We start from the raw sequence: 24514 nt of genomic DNA, 5'->3' as shown, positions 1-24514 counted from the left end.
GCATTTTACCGGGATAGAAACACAGAGTGTTTTCGCTTTCCTTCAATAACTTTATGAAGAGAAAGGACAACAGCGGTGAAGTGGTACCGCGTCAGCCTTTTTCGTGGTATACTGTTCGTTGTTAGTTAAATTTTTAAGAAAAAATTGAAGCAGATTGCTATTTTTATGTAGCTTATTTTGAAAGCGTTTCAATAATAAGGGGGATTTAGGTTGAAAACAGCACGGTTGCCATCAATGTTGGAAATCATTTGTGTATTAGGTGCATTTTTAGCGATAGTTTGTTCATTTACAGTCAAATTTGATCTGCCGATTCAGCTGGCATTGTTTATTTCATGGTTTTTAGTGATTTTGCTCGGTCTGCGCCTGGGGCACCGGTATGAAGATTTGCAAAAATCGATTACAAACGGAATTTCAAACGGACTCGAAGCGATATTGATCCTGATTGCCGTCGGCGCTCTGATCGGTACATGGATAGCCGGCGGTGTTGTGCCGACTTTGATTTATTACGGGCTTGAGTTTATCCATCCGAGCATATTCCTGCTTGCCACGCTCATTATTTGTTCGATCACCTCTGTGGCCACAGGTACGTCTTGGGGTACTGTAGGAACGGCCGGGATCGCCATGATGGCAATCGGTGAAGGGCTGGGGCTACCGCTTCCGCTTGTAGCCGGAGCCGTGCTGTCCGGCGCCTATTTCGGAGATAAATTATCACCGCTTTCCGATAGTACAGTGCTTGCGTCATCCCTTTCAAAGGTCGAAGTGATTACCCATGTCAGAGCGATGTTGTATTTGTCGGTTCCCGCCTATTTGATCACGGCGGTGTTGTTCACCATTACCGGATTTATTTACGGTAGTAAAAATGTCGATTTGCAGAAAGTCGAATTTTTGAAAACTTCTTTGCAAAACACGTTTGATATTCATATTTGGATGCTTGCTCCGGCTGTTATCGTTATCGTTCTTTTGGCCATGAGAAAGCCGTCTGTGCCGACGATCGCGATCGGCGCACTTTTGGGGGCGATCTGGGCTGCGGTCTTCCAAGGCATGAATTTTGCGGATGCACTTGGCACGGCATACAACGGCTTTTCCATCGACACCGGGATCAAATTTATGGACGAGCTCTTAAACCGCGGAGGAATTCAAGGCATGCTCGGTTCGGTCGTCGTTATCATTCTCGGTCTGGGCTTTGGCGGCCTTTTGGAGCACTTAGGCGTTCTAAAAGTGATCGTGTCCAAATTCCAGCAAAAGCTGACTTCTGCCGGCAACGTCACATTCTCGACGATTATCGTCGCTTTCCTGGCGAATGTGTTCGGCTGCGCGATGTACGTCTCGCTCATTTTAACACCGAAAATTATGGAGAAAAGCTATGACAAGCTCGGAATTGACCGGAGGGTGCTCTCCAGAAACGCGGAAGTCGGCGGTACGATGACGTCAGGCATGGTGCCGTGGTCAGACAACGGTATATATATGGCGGGGATTCTCGGCGTGTCAACCTTCTCTTATCTGCCGTTCATGTGGCTGAGCTTTGTTTCAATCGGCCTTGCGATTTTGTACGGATACACAGGTAAATTTATTTGGTACACCGATAAAAAAGACTCGCCGGTTCAGTAGCCGATTTTAAAACAATTGATGGAGGTATTCTGTTATGAATGGCAACAATATTATTCGGAATTTGATGCTGGAAATCCCTTCAGCACCAGGAAACCTTGGAAAGGTGACAACGGCGATCGGCCTTGCCGGCGGTGATATCGGAGAGGTTGAAACGATCAAGGTGGGGCCGAATTATACGATGCGGAACATTACGGTTCAAGTTGAGCATGAAGAACAGCTTACCGAGATCCTTGAAGTGATCCGCAACTTAAAAGAAGGCATCCATCTTCATACCGTTTCAGACGACGTACTGGCTGCCCATGAAGGCGGCAAAATCCGCGTGAAAAGCAAGATGCCGATTCGCTCGCTCGCTGATCTGCGGCGGGTGTATACGCCGGGTGTCGCGAATGTGTGCGAGCTTATTAAAGAAGAGCCGCAAAAAGCGAATATCTATACAGGCATCGGCAATTCGGTTGCAATTGTAACGGACGGTACGGCCATCCTAGGCTTGGGAGACATTGGGCCTGTGGCGGGAATGCCTGTTATGGAAGGGAAGGCCGCGCTTTTCGACCAGCTTGCAGACATCAGCGGAGTTCCGATTCTGCTTGATACGAATGATCCTGACGAAATCGTGCGGACGGTTAAAAACATTGCGCCCGGATTTAGCGGTATTTTGCTTGAAGACATCGGTTCACCGCATTGTTTTGAAATCGAAGAGCGCCTGAAAAACGACCTGAATATTCCGGTCATGCATGACGACCAGCACGGTACTGCGGTGGTGACACTGGCGGCCGCCATTTCAGCCGCCAAGAGTGCAGGGGTCGATCTGAAGCAGGCCCATGTCGGCCAAATCGGCCTGGGTGCGGCAGGGGTCGCGATCTGCAGAATGTTTATGGCATATGGGGTAAAACGTGTCATCGGAACGGATAAATCGCTTGAGGCGATGGCGCGTTTAGAGAACTATGGCGGCCATGCGGCTGAAAGCATCGAAGAATTGATGGAAAGCTGCGATATCATCGTCGCGACAACCGGCGTTCCGGGATTGATCAATAAGAAATGGGTTCGGGAAGGCCAGGTGATTTTGGCTCTGTCCAATCCGAAGCCGGAGATTGAGCCTGAGGATGCGCTCGAGGCCGGGGCAGCCTACGCTGCGGATGGACGGTCTGTCAACAATGTGCTGGGGTTCCCCGGTATTTTCAGGGGCGTGTTAAATGCCGGAGCGGAATCGATCAGCCACCCGATGCTGGTCGCGGCCGCCGAAGCGATCGCATCCTGCACAAAACAAGGCGATCTTGTGCCTGATCCGCTGAATCCTGATGTTCACGAGATTGTGGCCAAAGCAGTCGAAAGGGTCGCACTTTCAGAAATGGGAAAAATGAACGGATAAAGAAAACAGCTGCTGCTTTATCGCAATACGGATAAAGCGGCAGCTGTTTTTCTTGCGAATGTTAACGGCGGTTCTACAGATTGAAAATGAATATATAAAATATTCGGTTTTGTAAAAATCCAATGATTGTGGAGAGCGCTGATGATGATGCCTTGATCGACAAGCTTTTTTGTAAACAACGGAATTTCTTCAGGCAAAATGGCAACTTCGGCCATATTCAAGGCGATTCCGTTTTGATCGAGCGACTCGAACATGACTTCTTCCATGCCGACTCCACGGCTTGGCCTTCCTTGAATCGTGACGCGCAAATTCCGTTTGATGCTGACAGAACAGACACCGTGTTCAATGTGCGGCTCCCCATTTAAAATATGTCCAAACTGCTGGCAAAGCGAATGAAAACTTTGCATCTGCTGAACCTCCATTTTTAAAGTTACCACGATTTTATGAAGGGAACCCGCATATTTAGAATCCTTTAAAAATGGACAATCTTTTTATTTGATGATTTCTTCACCGCCCGGCTTGTTTGCATAGTGGTACATGAAGCCCATCATAAACGCGCCTCCGATCAGGTTCCCGAGGGTTACCGGAATCAAGTTATGGATTGCGCCTGCAATCGAAATCGTATCCGGATGCTCGGTGACCAGAGAGACGGCAAAAGTGGCCATGTTCGCGATGCTGTGTTCATAACCGGAAATAAAGAAAGTAAAAACAAACAGCATCATAGAGAACATTTTCGCTCCGTCTCCTTTTTGCGCCATCGGAACAAAGAACGCAAGGCAGACTAGCCAGTTACACAAAATCGCTTTGAAAAACAATTCGGTCACCGGTGTATTCATTTTATGCTCCGCCACGCTAAGTATAAAGCCGGTGGAAGAAGGATCCTTAAATAAACCGGTCGCAAAGATGAGGCCTGCGAAAAACACGGCGCCCATTAAATTTCCTGCATAGCTGAACATCCACAGCTTGATAACAGCGGGCCAACGCATTTTTTTACGAAGCGCAGCCAATGTATAATAAAATGTATTTCCCGTAAATAAATCTCCTCCGCCATAGACGATCAGAATAATGGCGCCCCCGAATGTGATTGCTGCAATTGGATATGTGAACGGAGAATGTTCAACATAAAATAGATTCCCCGTTTTAAACGCTACAATGACTCCGAACCCGATAAACATACTGGCCAGCATAGCTCGTAAAAGATAACGAAGCGGGCTTTGCATAAAAATGCTTTGCTTTTTTAAGGCAAGCTCTTCGACTAGAACAAGTGATTTTGATTCCATGTTTTCCACCACCATCAAGTGTTTACTTAAGAAGTATCTATCATAAATACAACCTAAGTATAGCAGGATATTGTGAAACATTTCACAAATTTTGTGTATTTTGTTTGAACAAATGTATGGTTCGATTTTCATAGAATAAACAAGGTATCGTTATTGTTTATTTTTAAGTAATAAATATTCCATCCATTCGTAAAAGCCTGAGGGAGCGATGTTTCAAAGATAGCTCGACAGGGAGGGATACGGCAGCAAGCAGGTTAAATGCGCAGTGCAATCAGCTGGTGCTGTATGAAAGCATAGATGAAGGACGTGCGCAAAAGGCTGAGGGAAAATTTCACAGATTGGACAAAATAGCAGGACTTTCCGTCAGGCGTTTTCAAGCTGAAGGAAAGCGCCGAATTTGTTTGATTGCATATAACGGTATTCTTTTGATCCGCAAGGCTTTGCGCAGAGAATCGCAACCGTTGAATGACAAAATGCTCCGCGGGAATGAGGGGCATTTTTCTCATGCTGATTTAGTTCTTGTTAACCACCGCGTCACAAAATATCTATAATTTCTTCGGATAATTGTCACAATGACATCCATAAATTAGGGAATATGTACTTTATTTAAGAAGGAATTCGCGGTAAAGTACAGGTATAAATAACCATCCGGATAATATCGGAACATCAATGCGGGCCAAGGTCACCCTTTTGTCTGTGATCATATTCATAAGATTCATGTGAAACTTTGAGCAAGGGTGATGCCCATTCGGCAACGGTCCGGCTAGAACAAAGAGGAGGAGACTGGAACAGTGGACGAACTCATTTTGGCAAGATTTCAATTTGCTTCAACAACGATCTTTCACTTTATTTTTGTGCCGATGTCAATCGGGCTTGTCTTTATGGTTGCTTTAATGGAAACTCTATACGTCGTAAAGAAAAAAGACATTTACAGAACGATGGCTAAATTTTGGGGGCACTTATTTTTAATTAATTTTGCAGTCGGTGTGGTCACCGGGATTCTACAGGAATTTCAGTTCGGAATGAACTGGTCGGAGTACTCCCGCTTTGTCGGTGATGTATTCGGCGCTCCGCTCGCGGTGGAGGCGCTGCTTGCTTTCTTTATGGAATCGACGTTTATCGGTTTGTGGATATTTGGCTGGGATCGGCTTCCGAAGAAGATCCATTTGCTGTCCATCTGGCTTGTTTCGCTTGGAACGATCATGTCGGCGTTTTGGATTTTAGCGGCCAACTCGTTTATGCAGGAGCCTGTCGGATTCGCGATCAAAAACGGCCGCGCGGAAATGACCGATTTCTTTGCGATTATTAAAAACCCGCAGCTATGGGTTGAATTTCCGCACGTCATTTTCGGTGCGCTTGCCACCGGAGCGTTTTTCATTGCCGGTGTCAGCGCGTATAAAATGCTGAAAAAACAGGAATTGCTCTTTTTTAAAAAATCCTTTCAAATCGCGATGATTGTGGCGCTTGTTTCCGGCATCGGCGTAGCGTTCAGCGGACATGAGCAGGCCCAGCATCTGATGAAGAGCCAGCCGATGAAAATGGCTGCCAGCGAAGCGCTTTGGGATGACAGCGGCGATCCTGCAGCTTGGACGGTGCTTGCGAACATTGACGCGGACAAGCAGGAAAACAAATCAGAGCTCAGCATCCCGTATGCGCTCAGCTATTTGGCTTATAAACAATTCAGCGGCAATGTGCCCGGAATGAAGACGCTGCAAAAGCAATATGAAGAAAAATACGGAGAAGGAAATTATATTCCGCCGGTGAAAACGACGTTCTGGAGCTTCAGAATCATGGCCGGTTCAGGACTTTTAATGATCGTTGCCGCTTTGACTGGCCTCTATCTCAGCTTCCGTAAAAGACTTGAAACAAGCAAATGGTTTTTGCGGACGATGGTGGCTTTAATCGCCTTTCCATTCATTGCAAATACGGCGGGGTGGATCATGACTGAAATCGGACGCCAGCCGTGGACGGTGTTCGGTATTTTGACAACGGCGCAGTCCGTGTCGCCGAACGTATCAGCGGGAATGCTGCTGTTTTCCGTCATCGCGTTTACAGCGATTTATCTTGTACTGGCGCTCGTTCTTGTCTACTTGTTTGTGCGGGAGATTAAAAAAGGGGCTGCACACCATGACCACCATCATGATGATTCCGTATCGACAGACCCGTTTGATCAGGAGGTTTACCATGGTATCTCTTAATGAACTTTGGTTTATATTAGTCGCTGTGCTGTTCATCGGTTTTTTCTTTCTTGAAGGTTTTGATTTCGGCGTCGGAATGGCGACCCGGTTTCTCGGACGCAACGAGCTTGAACGGAGGGTGATGATCAATACGATCGGCCCTTTCTGGGATGCCAATGAAGTCTGGCTGCTGACTGGGGGAGGCGCGATTTTCGCGGCTTTTCCAAGCTGGTATGCCACGATGTTCAGCGGATATTACATTCCGTTTGTCTTTGTTCTTCTTGCATTGATCGGACGCGGAGTCGCGTTTGAATTTAGAGGGAAAGTCGAAACCGCAAAATGGAAGAAAACATGGGATTGGGTCGTATTCTTCGGCAGCATTCTGCCCCCGTTTTTGTTCGGTGTTTTATTTACCAGTATTTTGCGCGGTATGCCGATTGATGCCGATATGAATCTGCACGCCGGTTTTACTGACTATGTGAACGTCTATTCCGTAACAGGGGGAGTCACCGTTACGCTTCTCTGCCTGCTGCACGGCCTGATCTTTATTACGTTGAGAACGGAAGACGATTTGCGCGACCGGGCAAGACAGCTGGCTAAAAAAGTCGTATTCGCCGTTTTGGCGGCGCTTGTTGCCTTTGTTGCTTTATCCATTTTTGAAACGGACTTGTTCACGGGCAGGGGACATGTGACGATACCTCTTGCGGCTCTTATTGTCGTTTGTTATGTGCTGTCGATCGTATTTATGAAACAAAAACGCGACGGCTGGACATTTGCTATGACAGGGGCTGGGATCGCCCTCACAGTGGCGACGATTTTCACTGCGCTGTTCCCGCGCGTCATGATCAGCTCGGTCAAAAGCGCATATGATTTAACGGTTTATAATGCTTCATCAGGAGACTATTCTTTAAAAGTGATGACGATCGTCGCGCTGTCACTGCTTCCGTTCGTGCTGGGCTATCAGATCTGGAGCTACTATGTTTTTCGAAAACGGGTCAGCAGTAAGGAGCCAATGATTTATTAATGGGAAAAGATCTTTTGCAATATAAAGGAATGAAGCGAATTCTTGCAGCACTCACCGTACTGACATGCATGCAGGGCGCAGCTATTATCATGCAGGCCGAATGGCTTGCTGAAGCGGTGACCCGCCTTTTTAACGGCGAGCGGGTCGGTTCGCTTGTTCCGCTGATCATCTTATTTACCGCCGCTTTTTTATTCCGCCATGCCGTGACCCTTGTCAGGCAAAGGCTGATTTTTGATTATGCCGCCAAGACAGGGGCCGACCTGCGGAAAAAGTTTTTGGAGAAGCTTTTCCAATCCGGCCCCGGACTGGCGAGAAAAGAAGGAACAGGTCACGTCGTCACACTCGCGATGGAAGGAATTGCGCAGTTTCGCCGCTATTTGGAGCTGTTTTTGCCAAAAATGATCAGCATGGCTGTTATACCGCCGGCGGTTGTCTGTTATGTCTTTTTTAAAGACACATCCTCCGCTGCAGTCTTAATGATTACGCTGCCGATTTTAATCGCATTTATGATCCTTCTCGGCTATGCGGCAAAGAGAAAAGCGGACAGCCAGTGGAAGACGTATGAGATGCTTTCAAATCATTTTACTGATTCCTTGCGCGGCCTGGAAACATTGAAAGTGCTGGGCATGAGCCGTTCACATACGAAGAATATTTTTCATGTGAGCGAACGGTACAGGAAAGCGACGATGGGCACGCTTAAAATTGCCTTTCTGTCTTCGTTTGCACTGGATTTTTTTACCATGCTGTCCGTGGCGACCGTAGCCGTTTTTCTCGGTCTCGGTCTTGTTGACGGCACTATCATACTGGAGCCGGCGCTAGCCATTCTGATTCTTGCGCCTGAGTTTTTTCTCCCTGTCCGGGAAGTCGGCAATGACTATCATGCTACGTTGAACGGACGGGAAGCCGGTAAAGCGATCAAGGCGATATTGGAGTCGCCCGGTTTCAAGGATGAGGCGCCTTTGGATCTTGAGCGATGGTCAGACGACGATCAAATCGAGTTCAAGGATGTAGAGGTGCGGCATGATGAGGAGGAAAACTCCTCATTATCCGGCATTTCTCTATCGTTTAAAGGAAAGAAAAAAATCGGAATCATCGGAGAAAGCGGTGCCGGAAAATCTACGCTTATCGATGTGCTCGGCGGTTTCTTGGAAACGAAAAGCGGCGTGATCAAAGTCGGGGGAAAAGAGAGGACGCATTTGCAGACAGACAGCTGGCAAAATCAGCTCCTGTATATTCCGCAGCATCCCTATATCTTTCCGGATACGCTCGGAGCCAATATCCGTTTTTATCATCCCGGCGCTTCTGACGAAGAAGTTGAACAGGCAGCAAGAGCCGCCGGGCTGACGGAGCTGATTGATCAGCTTCCGTCCGGCTTAGAGGAGCGGATCGGTGAAGGCGGGAGGGCATTAAGCGGCGGACAGGCGCAGCGCACAGCCGTTGCCCGGGCTTTCCTGGGCAACCGTCCGATTCTCCTTTTAGATGAGCCGACCGCTCACTTGGATATCGAAACAGAATACGAATTGAAAAAAACGATGCTGAAATTGTTTGAAGACAAGCTGGTTTTTATGGCAACTCATCGTCTTCACTGGATGCTTGATATGGATGAAATTATCGTGCTGAAGAATGGACAGGTGGCTGAAACCGGTACACATCAAGAATTGATTGAAAAGCGGGGCGTTTATTACGAGCTTGTGCAGGCGCAGTCGTTTGGAGGTGCATCATGAACAATGAAGACGGTTGGATTCTGCCCTATATCAAGAAAAATATAAGGCTTTTGATCATTGTCGTGTTGCTTGGCGGATTGACGGCATGCTCGGCTGCAGCTCTCATGTTTACCTCCGGTTATTTAATATCCAAAGCGGCTACGCGTCCGGAAAATGTTTTGATGATTTATGTCCCGATCGTAGCGGTCCGTACCTTCGGGATTCTGCGCTCGGTGTCGCGCTATGTTGAGCGATTGACCGGACACCATATCATCTTGAAAATTTTATCCGATATGCGCGTCAGGCTTTACAGGATGCTGGAACCTCAAGCTTTAAAATGGCGTGAACGCTTTCGGACGGGGGATATGCTCGGCATTTTGGCCGACGATGTTGAGCATTTGCAGGACATGTATTTGAGAACGGTATTTCCCGGGCTGTCGGCGCTTCTTTTATATGGCGTATTCATCACTGCTATTGGCTTTTTTTCATGGCCTTTTGCAGGGCTGATCGCGATCTATGCAGCGGTTTTCGTGTTTCTTGTTCCGCTTGTTTCCCTGCTTGTGACAAGGGCGAAAAATGTTGCGCTGAAAAGAGGACGAAGCCTCTTGTACCGTCAGCTGACAGACGCGGTCATGGGCGTGAGCGACTGGGTGTTCAGCGGCCGGCAAAATGACTTCGTCCATGCGTATGAAGCGGCAGAGCAGGAATGGCTGGCGATCGAAAAGAAACGGATGCGCTTCAGTCGTTGGAGGGACTTTGCCATGCAATGCCTGGCGGCAGGACTTGTTCTTCTGATGTTAATATGGGCGGGCGGACAAAGCGCGGAAGGCGCCCTGGCTCCTGTGTTTATTGCAGCGTTTGTCCTTGTTGTGTTTCCTTTGACAGAAGCTTTCTTTCCGCTTTCAGACGCAGCGGCGTCAATCCCTGAGTATCAGGATTCTTTAGAAAGAATGGACGGGCTTGAGCCGCCGAAAAGGGAAGAAATTGGAGGCGCTGTTCAGCAGGAACGGGCGGAGGCTGTAGGTTTGGACGATGTCACGCTTCGCTTTGAAGATGTTTGTTTTTCTTATGAAGAAGGCCATCCGGTGTTGGACGGTGTTTCATTTATATTAAAGCAGGGGGAAAAGACCGCTTTGCTCGGGCCGAGCGGCGCTGGTAAATCGACGATCTTGTCGTTAATACAAGGGACGCTCGCTCCTTCTAAAGGAAACATTACATTGAACGGCATTTCTGCGCAGTCTCTTCAGGGAGAAATCTCACGCGCAGTCTCCGTTTTTAATCAGCAGCCGCATCTGTTTGATACGACGGTTTTGAATAATATCAGGCTCGGAAACCCTGACGCGAGCGATGAGGACGTGTATTGGGCGGCGCGCCAGGTGAAGCTTCACGATTATATTCAGTCTCTTCCCGAAGGATATCATACATCTGTTCAGGAAACGGGCATTCGTTTTTCAGGCGGAGAACGTCAGCGGATTGCATTGGCGCGGATTCTGCTGCAGAATGCGCCAATCGTTGTATTGGATGAACCGACTATAGGTCTTGATCCTAAAACAGAGAAAGAGCTTCTATCAACGATGTTTCAAGTGCTTGATGGAAAGACGGTTCTATGGATTACACACCATTTGGCAGGAGCCGAAGCGGCCGACCGGATTCTGTTTTTAGACAAAGGGAAGCTTGCAATGGCAGGGAGCCATCAGCAGCTTTTGGAAAACAATCCGCGCTATTCAAGACTTTATCGTCTGGATGCGCCTGTCGGCCGGCATTCTTAGTAGAAAACCGCAAAAGACAGCTTCAAGTCGAGAAGCTGTCTTTTTTTATATGGCCCGCTCATCAACTGCTTTTATTTTGCATGTTAAAGAGCGGTGAAGGGTATATTCAGTTAGTATTTAATTAAACGTTTGTTTAAACTTTGTATTGAAAGGTGTGATCCGGGATGTCTGCAGAACAATTGCCGATATGGACGAAAGACTGTGTGAAGGGCTCATTGCCGAAAAGGGGGAATGGAAGTCATAAAGGAACTTATGGAACCGGCCTTTTGCTCGCGGGAAGCGATGATATGCCGGGAGCGGCTCTCCTTGCAGGAATTGGGGCGATGCGGAGCGGTCTTGGAAAGCTTGTCATCGGAACGTGCGGAAGTGCCATTCCGTTGATCGTCCCCGTTCTCCCTGAAGCGACGTATTGGCGGGACGGCTTAGAAAAGGCGGCGTCCGGCGAGATTGCCGAACCTTACCGGGCGATTGCGATCGGGCCGGGGCTGCCGCCTTCGCAAATGACTGAGCAAGCGGTCCGGAATGTATTGACGAAAGACTGCCCGGTTGTCCTTGATGCGGGTGCTCTTTCAAAACGAACGTATCAAGAAAGGGAAGCACCGGTGATATTAACGCCGCATCCGGGGGAATTTTCGAAAATGACAGGCTTGTCCATTCAAGAAATTGAGACGAACCGGGCCGGTTATGCTCGAGATTATGCAGAGGAACACGGTGTTACTCTTGTATTGAAAGGCAATGAAACGATCATTGCTTTCCCGGATGGCAAGTGCTGGAGGAATGTAACGGGAAACGGGGCGCTGGCAAAGGGAGGAACCGGAGATACGTTAACCGGGATGCTTCTCGGAATGCTGTGCTGTCATGAGAATCCGAGAGAAGCGGTGTTGAATGCTGTCCACCTGCATGGCGCATGTGCTGACGCATGGACAAAGACCAGATCGGCCCATACGCTTCTCGCACATGAACTTTCCGATCTGCTGCCTACGGTTTGGAAAGCGTATGAGGATGGAAATGAGTGAAACGCTCGGAATGCCTCCGAACGTTTCACCTCAAAGTTTATGGATTGACTTTGCCGACTCCGGCATTTTGTTTGACGATTGATTTTACATTGTCGACATTGTCGAGTGAGTAGCTGTATGGCGGATTATAGGTTGTAGTAGAGGTAGTCGGCATGCTGCCCCTGGAGTTTATAAATTTGTTGTTGGATACATGCCAATAGCCTGGTGAACTGCTGTACCAAGAGACAATTGGATCTTTGGCGTTTTCAAAAAGGTTGTTCTCAATTTTGATACGTGCGCCCATTCTCGAATTAATTCCGCTGTCGATGATCTTATTGAAATAGTTGTTGTAAATGTGGCCCTCTCCGAAACGGAATGACGGCACCCGCGAATTCAGATTTTCGAACCAGTTATGGTGGAATGTAATCGTCCGGTTGTAATTGTCGCTGTCCGATGAGCCCATCAGCATGGATTTCCAGCCATCGTGCACATAGTTCCAAGAGAATGTAATATATTCGGCGTCTCTTTTGACGTCAAATAATCCGTCATAGTAATCTTTGTCAACGTTCAGGCTGTGGTAAAGCTCGTTATGATCAACCCAAATGTTTTTAGAAGGGCCTTCAATGCCGATCGCGTCCTTATCGCCGGAAGCTACTTCGTGAATTTTTAAGTTGCGGATGATGATGTTGTTGGCTCGCCATACTTTAATGCCGATGCCTTTGAGTTCGCCTTTGGTCCCTGACCCGACAATCGATACGTTTGACACGTCTTTGACGTCAATCTTTGATGCGGATGTATTTGAGGTTGTAATGGTGCCGTTGACATAAATTTTTAATGGCGTATTTGCATTCTTATTTTTTAATGCCGCAATGAGCTGATCTCCCGTTGTTACGGTTACCGTCTGACCGCCTTCTCCGCCTGTTGTTCCGCCGTTTAGTGTCGCGAAGCCTTTTAAGCTGAAATCGGCAAGCGGATTTACTTTGCCCGAGCTTAACGAAGAAGCTGCTTCTGCCGAAACCGCCGCTGTCAAAGACCCGATAACCCCTAATACAAAGATAAAGATGATGCTGATTAATTTCTTCACATTCATTCCTCCTATTCTTTTTTCATGCCGCCGCTATATAGGAAGCGCTTACAATTACGGCGGATGCCAAGTGATGGACACTGATGATCCCTCCCTTTTATTGGAATCAGAGAGAGCATAGCATACGTTTCTGAATAATCTGAATAATCATGATGTGAGTTGGATTTGCGCATAAGCTGGTGATTATGCCAAATGACACGAATCTGAGAATAAGCGCATTTAGTTGAAGGTCTTTCATCATAATGGTGCAAAAAAAAAAGAATCTATGGAAATGAATAGCCATAGATTCTGCTTCTAAATCATGTTTTCTTCAGTTTTTCATTTTTCGGAGCGATTTACAGTCCCGCTTTCTCCTGTTCTGTGCTGTTGTATGTTCGCTCAACGACTGCGGCAAGCGTATCAATGAAGCGCGGATCGGTGTTCGGCATAGGCGGACGGTGATAGCTTGCGCCAAGCTCGTCCGTAACCGCTTTACACTCATAGTCGTTGTCATACAGCACTTCCAAGTGGTCAGAGACAAATCCGACCGGTGCGTAAATAAATGACCGGAAGCCTTCCTGATACAGTTCTTTTGTTAAGTCTTGGACATCCGGACCAAGCCACGGATCGGGTGTGTTGCCCTCACTTTGCCAGCCTACGGCGATCTGGTCAAACGACAGTTGTTCTCCGATTAGTTGGGCCGTTTTCTCGAGTTGATCCGGGTATGGATCTCCATGCTCCTTGATTTTTTCCGGCAGGCTGTGTGCTGAGCATACAAGAACCGCTTTTTTTCGTTCTTTTTCAGACATGCCGTTTAAAATGCTGCCGATTTCTTCAGACCAATAGCGAATAAAGCCTTCTTCCTGATACCATTCGTCAATCGATGCGATCCGGGGGCCGCCGATTGCTGCTGCGGCCTGTTTGGCGCGCCGATTGTATACTTCGGTACTGAAGGTGGAATAGTGGGGAGCTAAGACGACGGAAACGGCCGCTTCAATTTGGTCTTTTTTCATTTGTTCAACCGCATCCTCGATAAACGGAGAGATGTGTTTTAAGCCGAGATACATCACGTATTCGACCTCATCTTGGCGCTCGTTCAACGCTTTTTCCAGCTCTTTTGCCTGAGCGAGCGTAATTTCCGCGAGCGGAGAGATTCCGCCGATATGCTTGTAGCGTTTTTTCAAGTCTTCAATCATATCATCGGACGGCCGTTTTCCATGACGGATATGCGTGTAATACGGAATGATATCTTCTTCCTGATAAGGGGTTCCGTATGCCATGACTAACAGGCCGACTTTTTTTCGGTTCATATGTCTTCACCTCTGCTGCTGTTCTTGGCATGTTGTACAGATTCCGTAAATCCCTAAATAATGCGAGTTCACTTTAAAGTTCGTCAATTGTGCTGCTGCATGCTCAACCTCTTTGAGGTGAGGATAGTCCAGATCAGCGATTTTTCCGCATGATTTACAGACAACATGATAGTGCTCTGATGTAAATAATTCATATTTGCTTTTTGCGTCTCCATGGGACAGCTCTTTTAAAATGCCGAGCTTCACAAATAATTTCAAGTTGCTGTAGATTGTCGGGAGACTCATGTACGGCAATTCCCGGTGAATGTCTTCCGCCGATGGGTGGCCGCCCAGAGAAGCGATCGTTTTTAAAATCAGGACGCGCTGAGCCGTTATTCGTAAACCCCGCTTCTTTAAGAAAGGGACGAGCTGTTCGTCTTCCACACGTAACATCCCCTGTCGTTCTTTGATTAAGGTCAGGCACCCGCATGCTTAAGAAGACGGGTGCCTGTACCTGAGAAAATGAGAATATTCATTGAGAATGATTGAAATGATTTAGCCTTAAACTTCCTGCGGAACGGACAAGCCCAATCCTTCGGCAACTCGTGTGCCGTACTCCGGATCTGCTTTATAGAAATGCTGAATTTGCCGAAGCTTGATTTCGTCTTTTGTCACCTGCTTCATCGAACCTACGATATTGCTGACAAGACGAGTCCGCTCTTCTTCGCTCAAGAGGCGGTAAAGATCGCCAGCCTGTGTGTAGTGGTCGTTATGGTCGTAAGAAGTGCTGTCCGCCGAACCTGACACCGGATAAGCCGTTGTTTTGTTTTCAGGAGATTCCTGAGGGCCTCCGAAGCTGTTCGGTTCATAGTAGACAGAGCCCCCGCCGTTTGAATCAAAGCGCATTTGTCCGTCTCTTTGATAATTATGGACGTCCGCTTTCGGACGGTTGATCGGCAGGCTGTTATGGTTTGCGCCGACGCGGTAGCGGTGCGCATCCGCATATGCGAACAGGCGTCCCTGGAGCATTTTGTCGGGAGACGGTTCAATGCCGGGCACCAATGTTCCAGGGGAGAATGTAGCTTGTTCAACCTCTGCGAAATAGTTTTCCGGATTGCGGTTTAGAACCATGCGGCCGACTTCAATCAGCGGATAATCTTTTTGCGACCATACTTTTGTAACATCGAACGGATCAAAACGGTACGTATCCGTATCCTCCAGGGGCATGATTTGAACGTACAGCTTCCATGCCGGGAAGTCTCCTTTTTCAATCGCCTCATACAAGTCCTGTGTATGATAATCGGGGTTTTCACCTGCAATCTTTGTCCCCACTTCTTCGGTCAGGTTTTTAATGCCTTGTTCTGTTTTGAAGTGGTATTTGATCCAGACGCCTTCTCCTTCGGCATTCACCCATTTGAATGTGTGGGAACCGAAACCGTGCATGTGCCGGTAAGTGGCGGGGATGCCTCTGTCAGACATCAGGATGGTCACCTGGTGAAGGGACTCTGGAGACAATGACCAAAAATCCCATACGGCATCCGGGTTTTTCAAATGTGTGACCGGATGGCGCTTTTGTGTATGAATGAAATCAGGGAATTTAATCGCATCGCGAATAAAGAAAACAGGTGTGTTGTTTCCGACGAGATCATAGTTCCCTTCCTCTGTATAAAATTTAACAGCAAATCCGCGCGGGTCGCGGACGGAATCGGCTGAACCGTTTTCGCCTGCAACAGTGGAAAAACGGACGAATAACGGTGTGCGTTTTCCGACTTCTGATAAAAATTTGGCTTTTGTATATTTGGAAACGTCATTTGTGACTTCAAAGTAACCGTGCGCACCGGCGCCTTTTGCATGCACAACTCGTTCAGGCACACGCTCTCTGTTGAAGTGGGCGAGCTTTTCGAGCAAGTGGACGTCCTGAATCAGCGTCGGTCCGCGTGAACCAGCTGTCATTGAGTTTTGGTTGTCTCCAACGGGAGCGCCCCAGCTGGTTGTTAGGTTGTTTTTATTTGTCGTCATCAAAGGATCACCTCGCGTAAATTTTAATTACAAAACAATGATAACATTTCTCAAGAAAAAAACAATATTTATTTATAATAATTATAAAGAAAAATTCATTATCGTTGATTAAATATATTAAAACTGAATAACTCCCTTCATTTGGGATAAGTTATTATTAATTCCAAATAAAGGAGGTACGGAGATGGATCAGCATTCAAACGAGCAGAAATCTGACATGGAGACGGATGAGACGTTAACGAACCGGCAGGGCCACCCGATCACAAACAATCAGCATATCAGGACCGTGGGCAACCGGGGGCCTTCCACATTGGAGAACTATGATTTCTTGGAGAAGATCAGCCACTTTGACAGGGAGAGGGTTCCCGAACGGGTCGTCCATGCCAGGGGGGCCGGAGCGCACGGCTATTTTGAAGCTTATGGAACAGCAGGAGATGAGCCGGTCTCAAAATATACGAGAGCAAAACTGTTTCAGGAAAAAGGGAAGAGAACCCCGGTGTTTGTCCGTTTTTCGACGGTGACCCACGGGATATCTTCACCGGAAACGCTTCGCGATCCCCGCGGATTTGCCGTTAAGTTTTACACGGAGGACGGGAACTGGGATCTAGTCGGAAACAACTTGAAGATCTTCTTTATCCGCGATGCGGTGAAGTTTCCTGATTTAATCCATGCATTTAAGCCGGACCCGGTTACGAATTTGCAGGATGGCGAAAGAATCTTTGACTTCATTTCCAACACGCCTGAAGCCATGCACATGATCACATTTTTGTTTTCTCCTTGGGGCATTCCGGCAAACTACCGGCAGATGCAGGGGTCCGGTGTCAACACGTACAAATGGGTAAATCAAGAAGGAGAAGCCGTCCTTGTGAAGTATCACTGGGAACCGAAGCAGGGCATAAAAAACTTGACGCAAAAAGAGGCGGAAGAAATTCAGGCGAAGAACTTCAATCACGCCACACAAGATTTATACGAAGCGATTGAGCGGGGAGACTATCCCGAGTGGGAGTTGTTCGTTCAAATCATGAGCGATGATGAGCATCCTGAACTTGATTTTGATCCGCTTGACGATACGAAGCTATGGCCTGAGGAGCAATTTCCTTGGCTTCCTGTCGGCAAAATGGTATTAAACAAAAATCCCGAAGACTACTTTACAGAAGTCGAGCAAGCGGCATTTGGAACAGGGGTTCTTGTCGACGGACTTGATTTTTCCGATGACAAAATGCTTCAGGGACGTACGTTTTCCTACTCTGATACACAGAGATACAGGGTAGGGGCCAACTATCTGCAGCTGCCGATCAATGCACCGAAAAAAAGGGTGGCAACCAATCAGCGGGGCGGCCAGATGCAGTACAAGGTCGACTTAGGCAAAAATCAAAGCCCGCACATCAACTATGAACCTTCAACTATCAACGGGCTGAAAGAAGCGAAGCAGGACGGCAAAGAATATACCCCGCATGTCGAAGGAAATCTGGTGCGCGAAAGTATCGAAAGGCAGAATAATTTCAAGCAGGCCGGGGACACGTACAGGCATTTCGAAGACTGGGAAAAGGACGAGCTGATTACGAATCTGGTCAATACACTTGCCCCCTGCGATCAAAGAATTCAAACGAAAATGATCGAGATGCTCAAGCAATGCGACAAGGAATATGGCAGCAGGGTCGAAGAAGGATTAAAAAACGCTTCCAGCCAAAATACATCCAGCCGGGAGCCGATCGGGGCAGAAGGCGCCGAAGATGCGCCGAGACAGGCGGAAGAAAAAGGCCATAGTGAAGATCCTTATTAAAGGATCATCATTATCTATTCAAACTGATATTAAGATATGGATGCGCTTCAGCGTATCCTTTTTATTTTGGAATAATGGAGACAATCGGTTCAGCAGTGGAGGAAAAAGAAGAATACAGAAAGAGGCTTAGGGTGTTCGCTCCAATTTGTCGAGAAAATAACGAGCAAAAGAAGCTTATCCCCGCTCACTCCCTTTAACCAATATTTCCCTATATTCAACAAATGTACAAATCCACAACAAAGAAGCAAACGGAAAATATGGTAAAATTAAACATGTATAAAGAGTTGAAAAAAAGGAGGAGTTTTCATGTTGAAAAAGTTGGCAGCGGTCGTTTTCATGTTGGGAATCATGCTTTGCGGTGCTGGCGGAACGTCTGTTTTGGCATACGGAAAGTCAATTTCTCAGGAATCGATTCATCCCTACAGCACGGCATATACAGATGTCAAGGTGGTTGGCAAAACAGTTCGCTTTTATATTAAAGGATTGGAGAGTCCGTTTAATCAGACTTATTATGAAAGAGTCGCATGGACAAGCACTGATGAGGAGCCTGATACATTAAAGGACAACATTTTATCTGTGAAAATACCGGCAAAAACGGGAAGCAGGTATGAGGCAAACTCAAGCGAAAGGCTTGAGCTGATCAGAGAAAAGGTCAATTCAGGCGATATGGTTTACGGATGGGCAAAAGCGCAGAATGGCAATTGGTATCCTGCCGGCTCTGCTAAAATATCTTATTGAGCAAGGCAAAAAGCAGGCATCATCCCCGCCTGCTTTTTGTACGTATCGAAAACTGCTTTGAAACGAGCATCACTCCTGCCCCTGCTAATGACAAAGCCCCGGCAAACCAAAAAACCTCCCGCAGCCCGAACAGTTCAGCCGTTTTTCCCGCCACAACCGGTCCGAGAAAAAAACCGAGCGCATAAAAAGATTGATAGAAACCCATCACAGACATTTTGAGCTGAGGCGTACCAAGCTGGACGACTTTGCTGACCAAAAGCGGAAAAATAAACCCCAATGTCAGTCCTGTCACGGCGTGGATCACACACACTGCGAAAAGGTTCTCGGCGAACGGCAGCAAGGAAAAGAAAACAGCCGTTATCACATAAGATATCCATATCAGTGCATCGGCGGCCTTTACTTTGTAAAAGATACACCACACGGAAGCCAGCGTTTGCGGAACAAAAAAAGCGCACATAATCCAAATCAGCTGCTTCTCATCAATGCCGACCGATTCCGCGTAAATCGGTGTGAACCCGAACACGGTCATAAATAGCACGGCATGGGCTAAAAACGATAATGTTGTAATCGCTTTTAAATTAGGAAGACGCAACGTCTGTTTAACATAGTCTGACAAAGCCATCCCTTTGGCCGTATGGCGGGGGCCGTTATCTTTAATGTAAAATGACAGAATCAGCCCGATGCACGAAATGGCAACACCGATCCAAAACGGAAACATCCAGCCGAACAAATGGACGAGGTATCCGCTGACAGCCATGCTGACAAATTGGGGGAGAACCGTTAAAAACTGCAGGATGCCCATCGCTTTTGACGATTGATCTTTTGTGAAATACTGCGAGTATAAAACGGTTGCCATCACCCACATCGCCGCAGTCATACCGGCGAGCAGCCTGGCCGTGATCACCATGATGAACGAATCGGACAACAGAAATATGCAGCAGCTCAACAGAGACATTGCAAAGCCGCTGATCAACAGCTGTTTTCTAAGCGGCGAAAGAACATCTGACAGGATGCCGAACGGAAACCGCAGTAATATCTGGGTGACGCCGTAGCTTCCGAGTATTATTCCTATCGCTGAATATGAAAATCCGATGTTGTCTAAATATAATCCGAAAACAGGGACATAGATGTATGTAGCAAACCAGAAACAAAAGACGGCACCCCAAAAGATGATATGATCTTTCCTTAAAATTTGTTTTTCTTCATAGACGATTTGTTTTTGCAGTTCCATCCCTTTTTACTCACACCCCTTTAAATTCCAGTACATCATAAACCCCGCTCGGAAAACAAGATGATTTTTTATCTTATTGAAATACAATTGAACGGTTTGCTTGCAGCCGTCGTCCTAGATACAGAGACAAAAAGAAAGGGGGTAGGCGTTTTAGTGGATCAAGCAGATGAAAAAGAACTGATCATACGGGCAAAAGACGGGGAAGATGAGGCTTTTACGATACTGTTTCAGCTTCACTATCCTTTTGTATATCAATATGTTCTGAAATTAACGCTGAACCCAGATCTCACAGAGGACTTGGTCCAGGAAACGATGCTGAAAGCGTATGTCAGCCTTCATCAGTTTCAAGGCAACGCGAAATTTTCAACATGGCTGATTTCAATTGCTTCCCGGCTGTTTATCGACCATCAGCGCCGGAAAAAACGCGAAAACCGCAAAACGCAAGCAGCAGGAGAGGAAGCCTTGCGAAAAATGAAATGGAAGTCTGCCCTTCACGGCCACGAATGGAGCGAATACTTGGAGCTTTTTGCTGCTCTTGAGCCAGAGTTCAGAATGCCAATCTTGTTAAGGCACTATTACGGGTTTACTTATCCTGAAGTGGCAAACATGCTGAAAATAAAAGAAGGTACCGTCAAATCGCGCGTGCATCATGGATTAAAGAAGATTCGAAAGGAGTGGGGACAGTGAACGACCGAGACGAAAAAGAAACGATTACACAGTTGAAACGCGAACTCGAAAGAATGGATGATACTTTTGTGCCGCCGGTTCCTCAAGTATTTGAACTGAATCAGCGTTTAGCGCGGTTTAAGCAAGAACGCAAGCGGGCGCTCAAAAAGGAATTGCTTTGTTTTATCGTCATGGCGCTGGTGATTTTATCGGCTTACTTGACGATTTCCGTTCAAGTGCCGGCTGTTTTTATCATGGTGCAGGGTGCGGCGCTTATATTTCTGCCGGCGCTCGCCTTATTAGAAAAAAGGCGGCGTGCGGCTGACGGGGAGGCTGATTAAATGAATCTTGATATGACTCAGGAAAAATTGATGCTGCTGCTTTACATTTCACCGCTTTTATTTGCGCAGAGTATCTTTCTATTTCTTAATGCGAAGAAAAAAGGAGCCAATGCGTGGTTTTGGGGCATATGGGGCTTGATCCAAACACCGATGCCTTTATTATTCTATTATTTATTTGTTGTAAGGCCGTTTCATAAGAAAAGGAGGCCGTCATCATGACTGAAACAGATATACCTTGGGCGCTGCTCGCTCCTTTCATTGTTCTGTATTTCATTTTAGCAGTGTCCGCATTGGTCAATTGTATCAAACAGGAGAAAACGAATGGCCCAAAGTGGATGTGGATTTTGATCATTTTCGGGATCAGTTTTGTCGGTCCCGTCTCTTACTTTATCATCGGTAAAAAAACATATGAGAGGAGGCGGGTGTGATGCTGTCCGTCAATGGTTTAACAAAAATGTATCAGCAGCACCAAGCTGTCCGAAATGTCAGCTTCGACCTTGAATATCAGCAATGCGTTGCCCTTCTCGGGCCGAACGGAGCGGGAAAAACGACGACATTGCAAATGCTTTCCGGTTTATTGGCGCCTACATCAGGAGGCATCCGCTTTTTGGGGAGGGAATCGATAAACAGGCTGGAAATCGGATATTTGCCTCAGCATCCTGCGTTTTTTTCATGGATGACAGCTTTGGAATATATGGTGTTTGCTGCAAGACTTTCTAAAATGAAACGTCGTGAAGCCCTGGAAAAGAGTCGAACCGCTTTGCGCTATGTCGGTCTGGAAAAGGAAGAAGACCGGAAAATCAGCGGTTTTTCAGGAGGAATGAAGCAAAGGCTCGGGCTTGCGCAGGCTTTGGTTCATGAGCCGAGCCTGTTGATTTTGGATGAACCTGTTTCTGCGCTCGATCCGGCGGGGCGGCGCGAAGTCCTTGATATGATGAAAGAATTAAAAAAGAAGATGACAATTCTATTTTCGACTCATGTGCTGCATGATGCCGAAGAGGTGTGCGATCAAGTGATCATGCTGAAAGAAGGGGCTGTCAAATGGTCAGGTCCGCTTCACAGATTGAAGAATCGGCATTTAAAGCCATCTTATATCCTGACAGCTGAAGAGAGCCTTGAAGGATGGCTGGAACACCTGCCTTATGTCAGCAAAGTCGTGTATCATAAGCCTTCACAAGCTGAATTTTATTTAACAGATCGGTCTGACAGCCGCCGGCTGTTGGCTGAATGCTTGAGCAGGCAAGTATCGATTGTTCGTTTTGAACAAAAAACGATGTCCTTGGAAGATATGTATTTGAAGGTGATGGGGCTATGAATTCATTTTTTATGTTATTTCAAAAAGAATGGACGGAAAGCTGGAGGGACGGAAAGCTGCTTTGGCTGCCAGTCATTTTGATCCTTCTGGGCTTGATTCAGCCGCTCACCCTGTATTATATGCCTCAGATTATCGATATGGCCGGGAATTTGCCTGAGGGAGCTGTGATCGACATACCAAAGCCGGGAAGTGAAGAGGTGATGGCGAGCACCTTGTCCCAGTTCGGCACGATTGGTACTGCAATTTTCGTTTTCAGTGTGATGGGCAGCATTGTCCACGAACGAAACCAAGGATCCCTTTCATTGGTGATGGCGAGACCTGTCAGCCCGCTGCAGTATATCGGCAGCAAGTGGCTTCAGCAGGTGCTGCTCGTATTGGTTTCGTTTGCTGTGAGCTACGGTCTGGCTTTTTATTATACAAACCTTCTATTCGGAAAGGTTGAATTTGACCGGTTCTTATTTAGTTTATTCGTGTACAGTATATGGATTGTATTTGTCATGTCGGTCACGATGTTTTTCGGTGCCCTGTTTCGCCGTATCGGGGGGATTGCCGGCATGAGCATCAGTTTCATCGCCTTCGTTTCACTGGCGGGTTCCTTATTTCCCCGTTTTACCGAATGGATGCCTGATAAGGCGAAAAGCCAGGCTGACTATTTTATCATGCATGGTTCATGGGATAATGCTTTCGGCTGGATGGTGTTTTCGTCTTTGGGAATTGTGCTTCTTTTGTTCATGTGCACCGTTTTTGTTTTTAAAAGATATGAATCTTACTAATCAGCCGGGCTTGCCCGGTTTTTCTAATTGTTATCTTCATAGCTTAAGGTGTACAATACATTGGAAGGTTTCGAGGGCGTATTTCAAAATATAAAAAAGGAGTGATCCAATGGGTACGCTTAACAGCCAGGCAGATCTTGCGGCTCAGTCAAAAGCTAAGCCGAACAGGGTATGGATCGCTGTCATATTGGGTATTTTATCGGGAATCGGTCCGGTTGTGATCGATTTATATTTGCCCGGCCTTCCACAGATGGCATCTGATTTACATACGAATGCTTCCGTCGTTCAGCTCAGTTTAACATCGTGTTTACTGGGGCTGGCAATCGGCCAAATTGTCATCGGTCCTTTCAGCGATGTCCTTGGAAGAAGGCTCCCGCTGATCGTTTCGCTGTCCGTTTTTGCCGCGGCCTCATTTTTATGTGCTATGACATCCTCTGTATGGGTCTTGATTGCGATGCGCTTTATTCAAGGTGCAGCGGGTGCAGGCGGCATTGTCATATCACGCGCGATTGCCCGTGATCTATATTCTGGTACAGAATTGACAAAGTTCTTTTCGCTCTTGATGCTGGTTAACGGGATTGCGCCTATCATATCCCCGGTAGCGGGCGGCCAGCTGATGAAATGGACGACTTGGAACGGCGTATTTTTCATTATCGGCCTTTTTGGCTTGCTGATGATTTTGTCCGTGATATTCGGGGTGAAAGAGTCGCTGTCTCCGGAAAACCGCACGGCAGGCGGGTTTAAAGAGACGTTTGTATCATTTGGAAGGCTCTTCGGCCAGCGCACATTTATGGGATACGCTTTGGCGCAAGGGCTGATCGTAGCGGGGATGTTCGGCTATATATCGGCCTCTCCGTTTGTTTTGCAGGACATTTACAAATTGTCGGCGCAAGCCTTTAGTTTTTGTTTCGCATTAAACGGCTTGGGCATCATTATCGCGGCCCAGATTACGGGCAGGCTTGCCGGCCGGTTCGGCGAAGCTTCCCTTTTGCGGAGCGGTTTGCTGCTGTCTTTTACCGCAAGCGTTGTTTTATTTGTTTCTGTCTTTTTCAAAGCACCGCTGATTCTGATTTTAATTCCGCTGTTTGTCGTGGTTTCCTGCATCGGAATCGTGACGACGACCAGCGGATCCTTAGCGATGCAGAGCCAGGGTAAATCGGCCGGAAGCGCATCTGCGCTTTTAGGACTGCTTCCGTTTATTTTAGGAGCTGCCGCGGCGCCGCTCGTCGGTATTGGCGGAAGCCATACAGCTTTACCGATGGCAGTCGTCATTCTGTTTTGCAATATCAGCGCGCTCGCTTGTTTTAACATGCTGGTTCGGCGGGCAGCGCTTAAATGAAAAAAGCCTGCCGGTTCTTTTGCCGGCAGGCTGAA

23 protein-coding genes are annotated in these 24514 nt (G+C 47.2%); 16 read left to right on the top strand and 7 right to left on the bottom strand.

Annotated features, from left to right (window positions below; all coding sequences use genetic code 11):
• The first annotated feature begins 210 nt into the window (after window positions 1-210).
• On the top strand, window positions 211-1608 hold the full coding sequence (gene nhaC / locus M1D67_RS21110; RefSeq protein ID WP_026580318.1) for a Na+/H+ antiporter NhaC: 1398 nt from the start codon (window positions 211-213) through the stop codon (window positions 1606-1608).
• 34 nt (window positions 1609-1642) lie between these two features.
• Complete coding sequence (locus tag M1D67_RS21105) at window positions 1643-2974, top strand: NAD-dependent malic enzyme (RefSeq protein ID WP_020453439.1); 1332 nt, start codon at window positions 1643-1645, stop codon at window positions 2972-2974.
• A gap of 17 nt (window positions 2975-2991) precedes the next feature.
• Here the strand turns inward: M1D67_RS21105 and M1D67_RS21100 are convergent, their stop codons facing one another.
• Window positions 2992-3381, bottom strand: a complete 390-nt coding sequence (locus tag M1D67_RS21100) for a DUF1259 domain-containing protein (RefSeq protein ID WP_020453438.1) — start codon at window positions 3379-3381, stop codon at window positions 2992-2994.
• Window positions 3382-3465: 84 nt separating this feature from the next.
• Entirely contained in the window at window positions 3466-4254 is a 789-nt protein-coding gene (locus tag M1D67_RS21095; protein WP_020453437.1) for a formate/nitrite transporter family protein, read from the bottom strand.
• Window positions 4255-5045: 791 nt separating this feature from the next.
• Here M1D67_RS21095 and M1D67_RS21090 point away from each other — a divergent pair.
• From M1D67_RS21090 to M1D67_RS21070, 5 genes are all read left to right on the top strand, one after another.
• Complete coding sequence (locus tag M1D67_RS21090; RefSeq protein WP_101561311.1) at window positions 5046-6452, top strand: cytochrome ubiquinol oxidase subunit I; 1407 nt, start codon at window positions 5046-5048, stop codon at window positions 6450-6452.
• On the top strand, window positions 6439-7455 hold the full coding sequence (cydB, locus tag M1D67_RS21085; protein ID WP_479831493.1) for a cytochrome d ubiquinol oxidase subunit II: 1017 nt from the start codon (window positions 6439-6441) through the stop codon (window positions 7453-7455). Before M1D67_RS21090 ends, cydB begins: the two co-directional genes overlap by 14 nt.
• Entirely contained in the window at window positions 7455-9179 is a 1725-nt protein-coding gene (gene cydD / locus M1D67_RS21080; RefSeq protein WP_075212871.1) for a thiol reductant ABC exporter subunit CydD, read from the top strand. Before cydB ends, cydD begins: the two co-directional genes overlap by 1 nt.
• On the top strand, window positions 9176-10927 hold the full coding sequence (gene cydC / locus M1D67_RS21075; RefSeq protein ID WP_479831492.1) for a thiol reductant ABC exporter subunit CydC: 1752 nt from the start codon (window positions 9176-9178) through the stop codon (window positions 10925-10927). Before cydD ends, cydC begins: the two co-directional genes overlap by 4 nt.
• Before the next feature lie 164 nt (window positions 10928-11091).
• Window positions 11092-11943, top strand: a complete 852-nt coding sequence (locus M1D67_RS21070) for an NAD(P)H-hydrate dehydratase (RefSeq protein WP_020453432.1) — start codon at window positions 11092-11094, stop codon at window positions 11941-11943.
• Between the two features lie 37 nt (window positions 11944-11980).
• Here M1D67_RS21070 and M1D67_RS21065 read toward each other — a convergent pair whose 3' ends face one another.
• From M1D67_RS21065 to katA, 4 genes are all read right to left on the bottom strand, one after another.
• Entirely contained in the window at window positions 11981-13006 is a 1026-nt protein-coding gene (locus M1D67_RS21065; protein ID WP_075212872.1) for a pectate lyase family protein, read from the bottom strand.
• A gap of 335 nt (window positions 13007-13341) precedes the next feature.
• Window positions 13342-14295 carry a ferrochelatase gene (hemH, locus tag M1D67_RS21060; protein WP_195201886.1) on the bottom strand — a complete coding sequence of 318 codons (954 nt, stop codon included), beginning with the start codon at window positions 14293-14295 and terminating at the stop codon, window positions 13342-13344.
• Window positions 14296-14301: 6 nt separating this feature from the next.
• Window positions 14302-14718: a Fur family transcriptional regulator gene (locus M1D67_RS21055; protein WP_020453429.1), complete on the bottom strand. Its 417-nt coding sequence runs from the start codon at window positions 14716-14718 to the stop codon at window positions 14302-14304.
• 117 nt (window positions 14719-14835) lie between these two features.
• Window positions 14836-16293: a catalase KatA gene (katA, locus tag M1D67_RS21050; protein WP_216919239.1), complete on the bottom strand. Its 1458-nt coding sequence runs from the start codon at window positions 16291-16293 to the stop codon at window positions 14836-14838.
• Window positions 16294-16477: 184 nt separating this feature from the next.
• Between katA and M1D67_RS21045 the strand changes: the two genes are divergently transcribed.
• Entirely contained in the window at window positions 16478-18076 is a 1599-nt protein-coding gene (locus tag M1D67_RS21045; RefSeq protein ID WP_020453426.1) for a catalase, read from the top strand.
• Window positions 18077-18382: 306 nt separating this feature from the next.
• A complete protein-coding gene (locus M1D67_RS21040) occupies window positions 18383-18814 on the top strand; it encodes a hypothetical protein (RefSeq protein WP_026580310.1) in 432 nt (143 codons plus the stop codon).
• Window positions 18815-18833: 19 nt separating this feature from the next.
• Here M1D67_RS21040 and M1D67_RS21035 read toward each other — a convergent pair whose 3' ends face one another.
• On the bottom strand, window positions 18834-20045 hold the full coding sequence (locus tag M1D67_RS21035) for an MFS transporter (RefSeq protein ID WP_479831491.1): 1212 nt from the start codon (window positions 20043-20045) through the stop codon (window positions 18834-18836).
• A gap of 153 nt (window positions 20046-20198) precedes the next feature.
• On the opposite strand from M1D67_RS21035, the gene sigY reads away from it, so the two are divergent.
• The 7 genes from sigY to M1D67_RS21000 all read left to right on the top strand — a co-directional run bounded on the left by sigY (window position 20199) and on the right by M1D67_RS21000 (window position 24479).
• Window positions 20199-20732, top strand: coding sequence for an RNA polymerase sigma factor SigY (gene sigY / locus M1D67_RS21030; RefSeq protein WP_023856948.1), 534 nt, complete (start codon window positions 20199-20201; stop codon window positions 20730-20732).
• Window positions 20729-21052, top strand: a complete 324-nt coding sequence (locus M1D67_RS21025) for a YxlC family protein (RefSeq protein ID WP_020453422.1) — start codon at window positions 20729-20731, stop codon at window positions 21050-21052. Before sigY ends, M1D67_RS21025 begins: the two co-directional genes overlap by 4 nt.
• Window positions 21053-21271, top strand: coding sequence for a hypothetical protein (locus tag M1D67_RS21020; RefSeq protein ID WP_020453421.1), 219 nt, complete (start codon window positions 21053-21055; stop codon window positions 21269-21271).
• Window positions 21268-21480 (top strand): PLD nuclease N-terminal domain-containing protein, encoded by a 213-nt coding sequence (locus M1D67_RS21015; RefSeq protein ID WP_020453420.1) that lies wholly within the window; start codon window positions 21268-21270, stop codon window positions 21478-21480. Before M1D67_RS21020 ends, M1D67_RS21015 begins: the two co-directional genes overlap by 4 nt.
• On the top strand, window positions 21480-22367 hold the full coding sequence (locus M1D67_RS21010; RefSeq protein WP_020453419.1) for an ABC transporter ATP-binding protein: 888 nt from the start codon (window positions 21480-21482) through the stop codon (window positions 22365-22367). Before M1D67_RS21015 ends, M1D67_RS21010 begins: the two co-directional genes overlap by 1 nt.
• Window positions 22364-23140: an ABC transporter permease gene (locus M1D67_RS21005; protein ID WP_026580307.1), complete on the top strand. Its 777-nt coding sequence runs from the start codon at window positions 22364-22366 to the stop codon at window positions 23138-23140. The genes M1D67_RS21010 and M1D67_RS21005 overlap by 4 nt, the downstream gene beginning before the upstream one ends.
• 109 nt (window positions 23141-23249) lie before the next feature.
• The gene (locus tag M1D67_RS21000; protein WP_020453417.1) at window positions 23250-24479 is read left to right on the top strand and encodes a multidrug effflux MFS transporter; all 1230 of its coding nucleotides are present in this window, start codon (window positions 23250-23252) and stop codon (window positions 24477-24479) included.
• The last annotated feature ends 35 nt before the right edge of the window (window positions 24480-24514 follow it).

The sequence above is a fragment of the Bacillus sp. PK6-025 genome (genome assembly GCF_056530265.1).
This window is presented reverse-complemented; position numbering and strand designations above follow the sequence as displayed.

What these genes read in the sequence shown, in the direction of transcription:
- M1D67_RS21105 (WP_020453439.1), top strand. Translation starts at nt 1,643, where the DNA reads ATGAATGGCAACAATATTATTCGGAATTTGATGCTGGAAATCCCTTCA.
- M1D67_RS21100 (WP_020453438.1), bottom strand. Translation starts at nt 3,381, where the DNA reads ATGCAAAGTTTTCATTCGCTTTGCCAGCAGTTTGGACATATTTTAAAT.
- M1D67_RS21095 (WP_020453437.1), bottom strand. Translation starts at nt 4,254, where the DNA reads ATGGAATCAAAATCACTTGTTCTAGTCGAAGAGCTTGCCTTAAAAAAG.
- cydB (WP_479831493.1), top strand. Translation starts at nt 6,439, where the DNA reads ATGGTATCTCTTAATGAACTTTGGTTTATATTAGTCGCTGTGCTGTTC.
- cydD (WP_075212871.1), top strand. Translation starts at nt 7,455, where the DNA reads ATGGGAAAAGATCTTTTGCAATATAAAGGAATGAAGCGAATTCTTGCA.
- cydC (WP_479831492.1), top strand. Translation starts at nt 9,176, where the DNA reads ATGAACAATGAAGACGGTTGGATTCTGCCCTATATCAAGAAAAATATA.
- M1D67_RS21070 (WP_020453432.1), top strand. Translation starts at nt 11,092, where the DNA reads ATGTCTGCAGAACAATTGCCGATATGGACGAAAGACTGTGTGAAGGGC.
- hemH (WP_195201886.1), bottom strand. Translation starts at nt 14,295, where the DNA reads ATGAACCGAAAAAAAGTCGGCCTGTTAGTCATGGCATACGGAACCCCT.
- katA (WP_216919239.1), bottom strand. Translation starts at nt 16,293, where the DNA reads ATGACGACAAATAAAAACAACCTAACAACCAGCTGGGGCGCTCCCGTT.
- M1D67_RS21045 (WP_020453426.1), top strand. Translation starts at nt 16,478, where the DNA reads ATGGATCAGCATTCAAACGAGCAGAAATCTGACATGGAGACGGATGAG.
- M1D67_RS21040 (WP_026580310.1), top strand. Translation starts at nt 18,383, where the DNA reads ATGTTGAAAAAGTTGGCAGCGGTCGTTTTCATGTTGGGAATCATGCTT.
- M1D67_RS21035 (WP_479831491.1), bottom strand. Translation starts at nt 20,045, where the DNA reads ATGGAACTGCAAAAACAAATCGTCTATGAAGAAAAACAAATTTTAAGG.
- M1D67_RS21020 (WP_020453421.1), top strand. Translation starts at nt 21,053, where the DNA reads ATGAATCTTGATATGACTCAGGAAAAATTGATGCTGCTGCTTTACATT.
- M1D67_RS21015 (WP_020453420.1), top strand. Translation starts at nt 21,268, where the DNA reads ATGACTGAAACAGATATACCTTGGGCGCTGCTCGCTCCTTTCATTGTT.
- M1D67_RS21010 (WP_020453419.1), top strand. Translation starts at nt 21,480, where the DNA reads ATGCTGTCCGTCAATGGTTTAACAAAAATGTATCAGCAGCACCAAGCT.
- M1D67_RS21005 (WP_026580307.1), top strand. Translation starts at nt 22,364, where the DNA reads ATGAATTCATTTTTTATGTTATTTCAAAAAGAATGGACGGAAAGCTGG.
- M1D67_RS21000 (WP_020453417.1), top strand. Translation starts at nt 23,250, where the DNA reads ATGGGTACGCTTAACAGCCAGGCAGATCTTGCGGCTCAGTCAAAAGCT.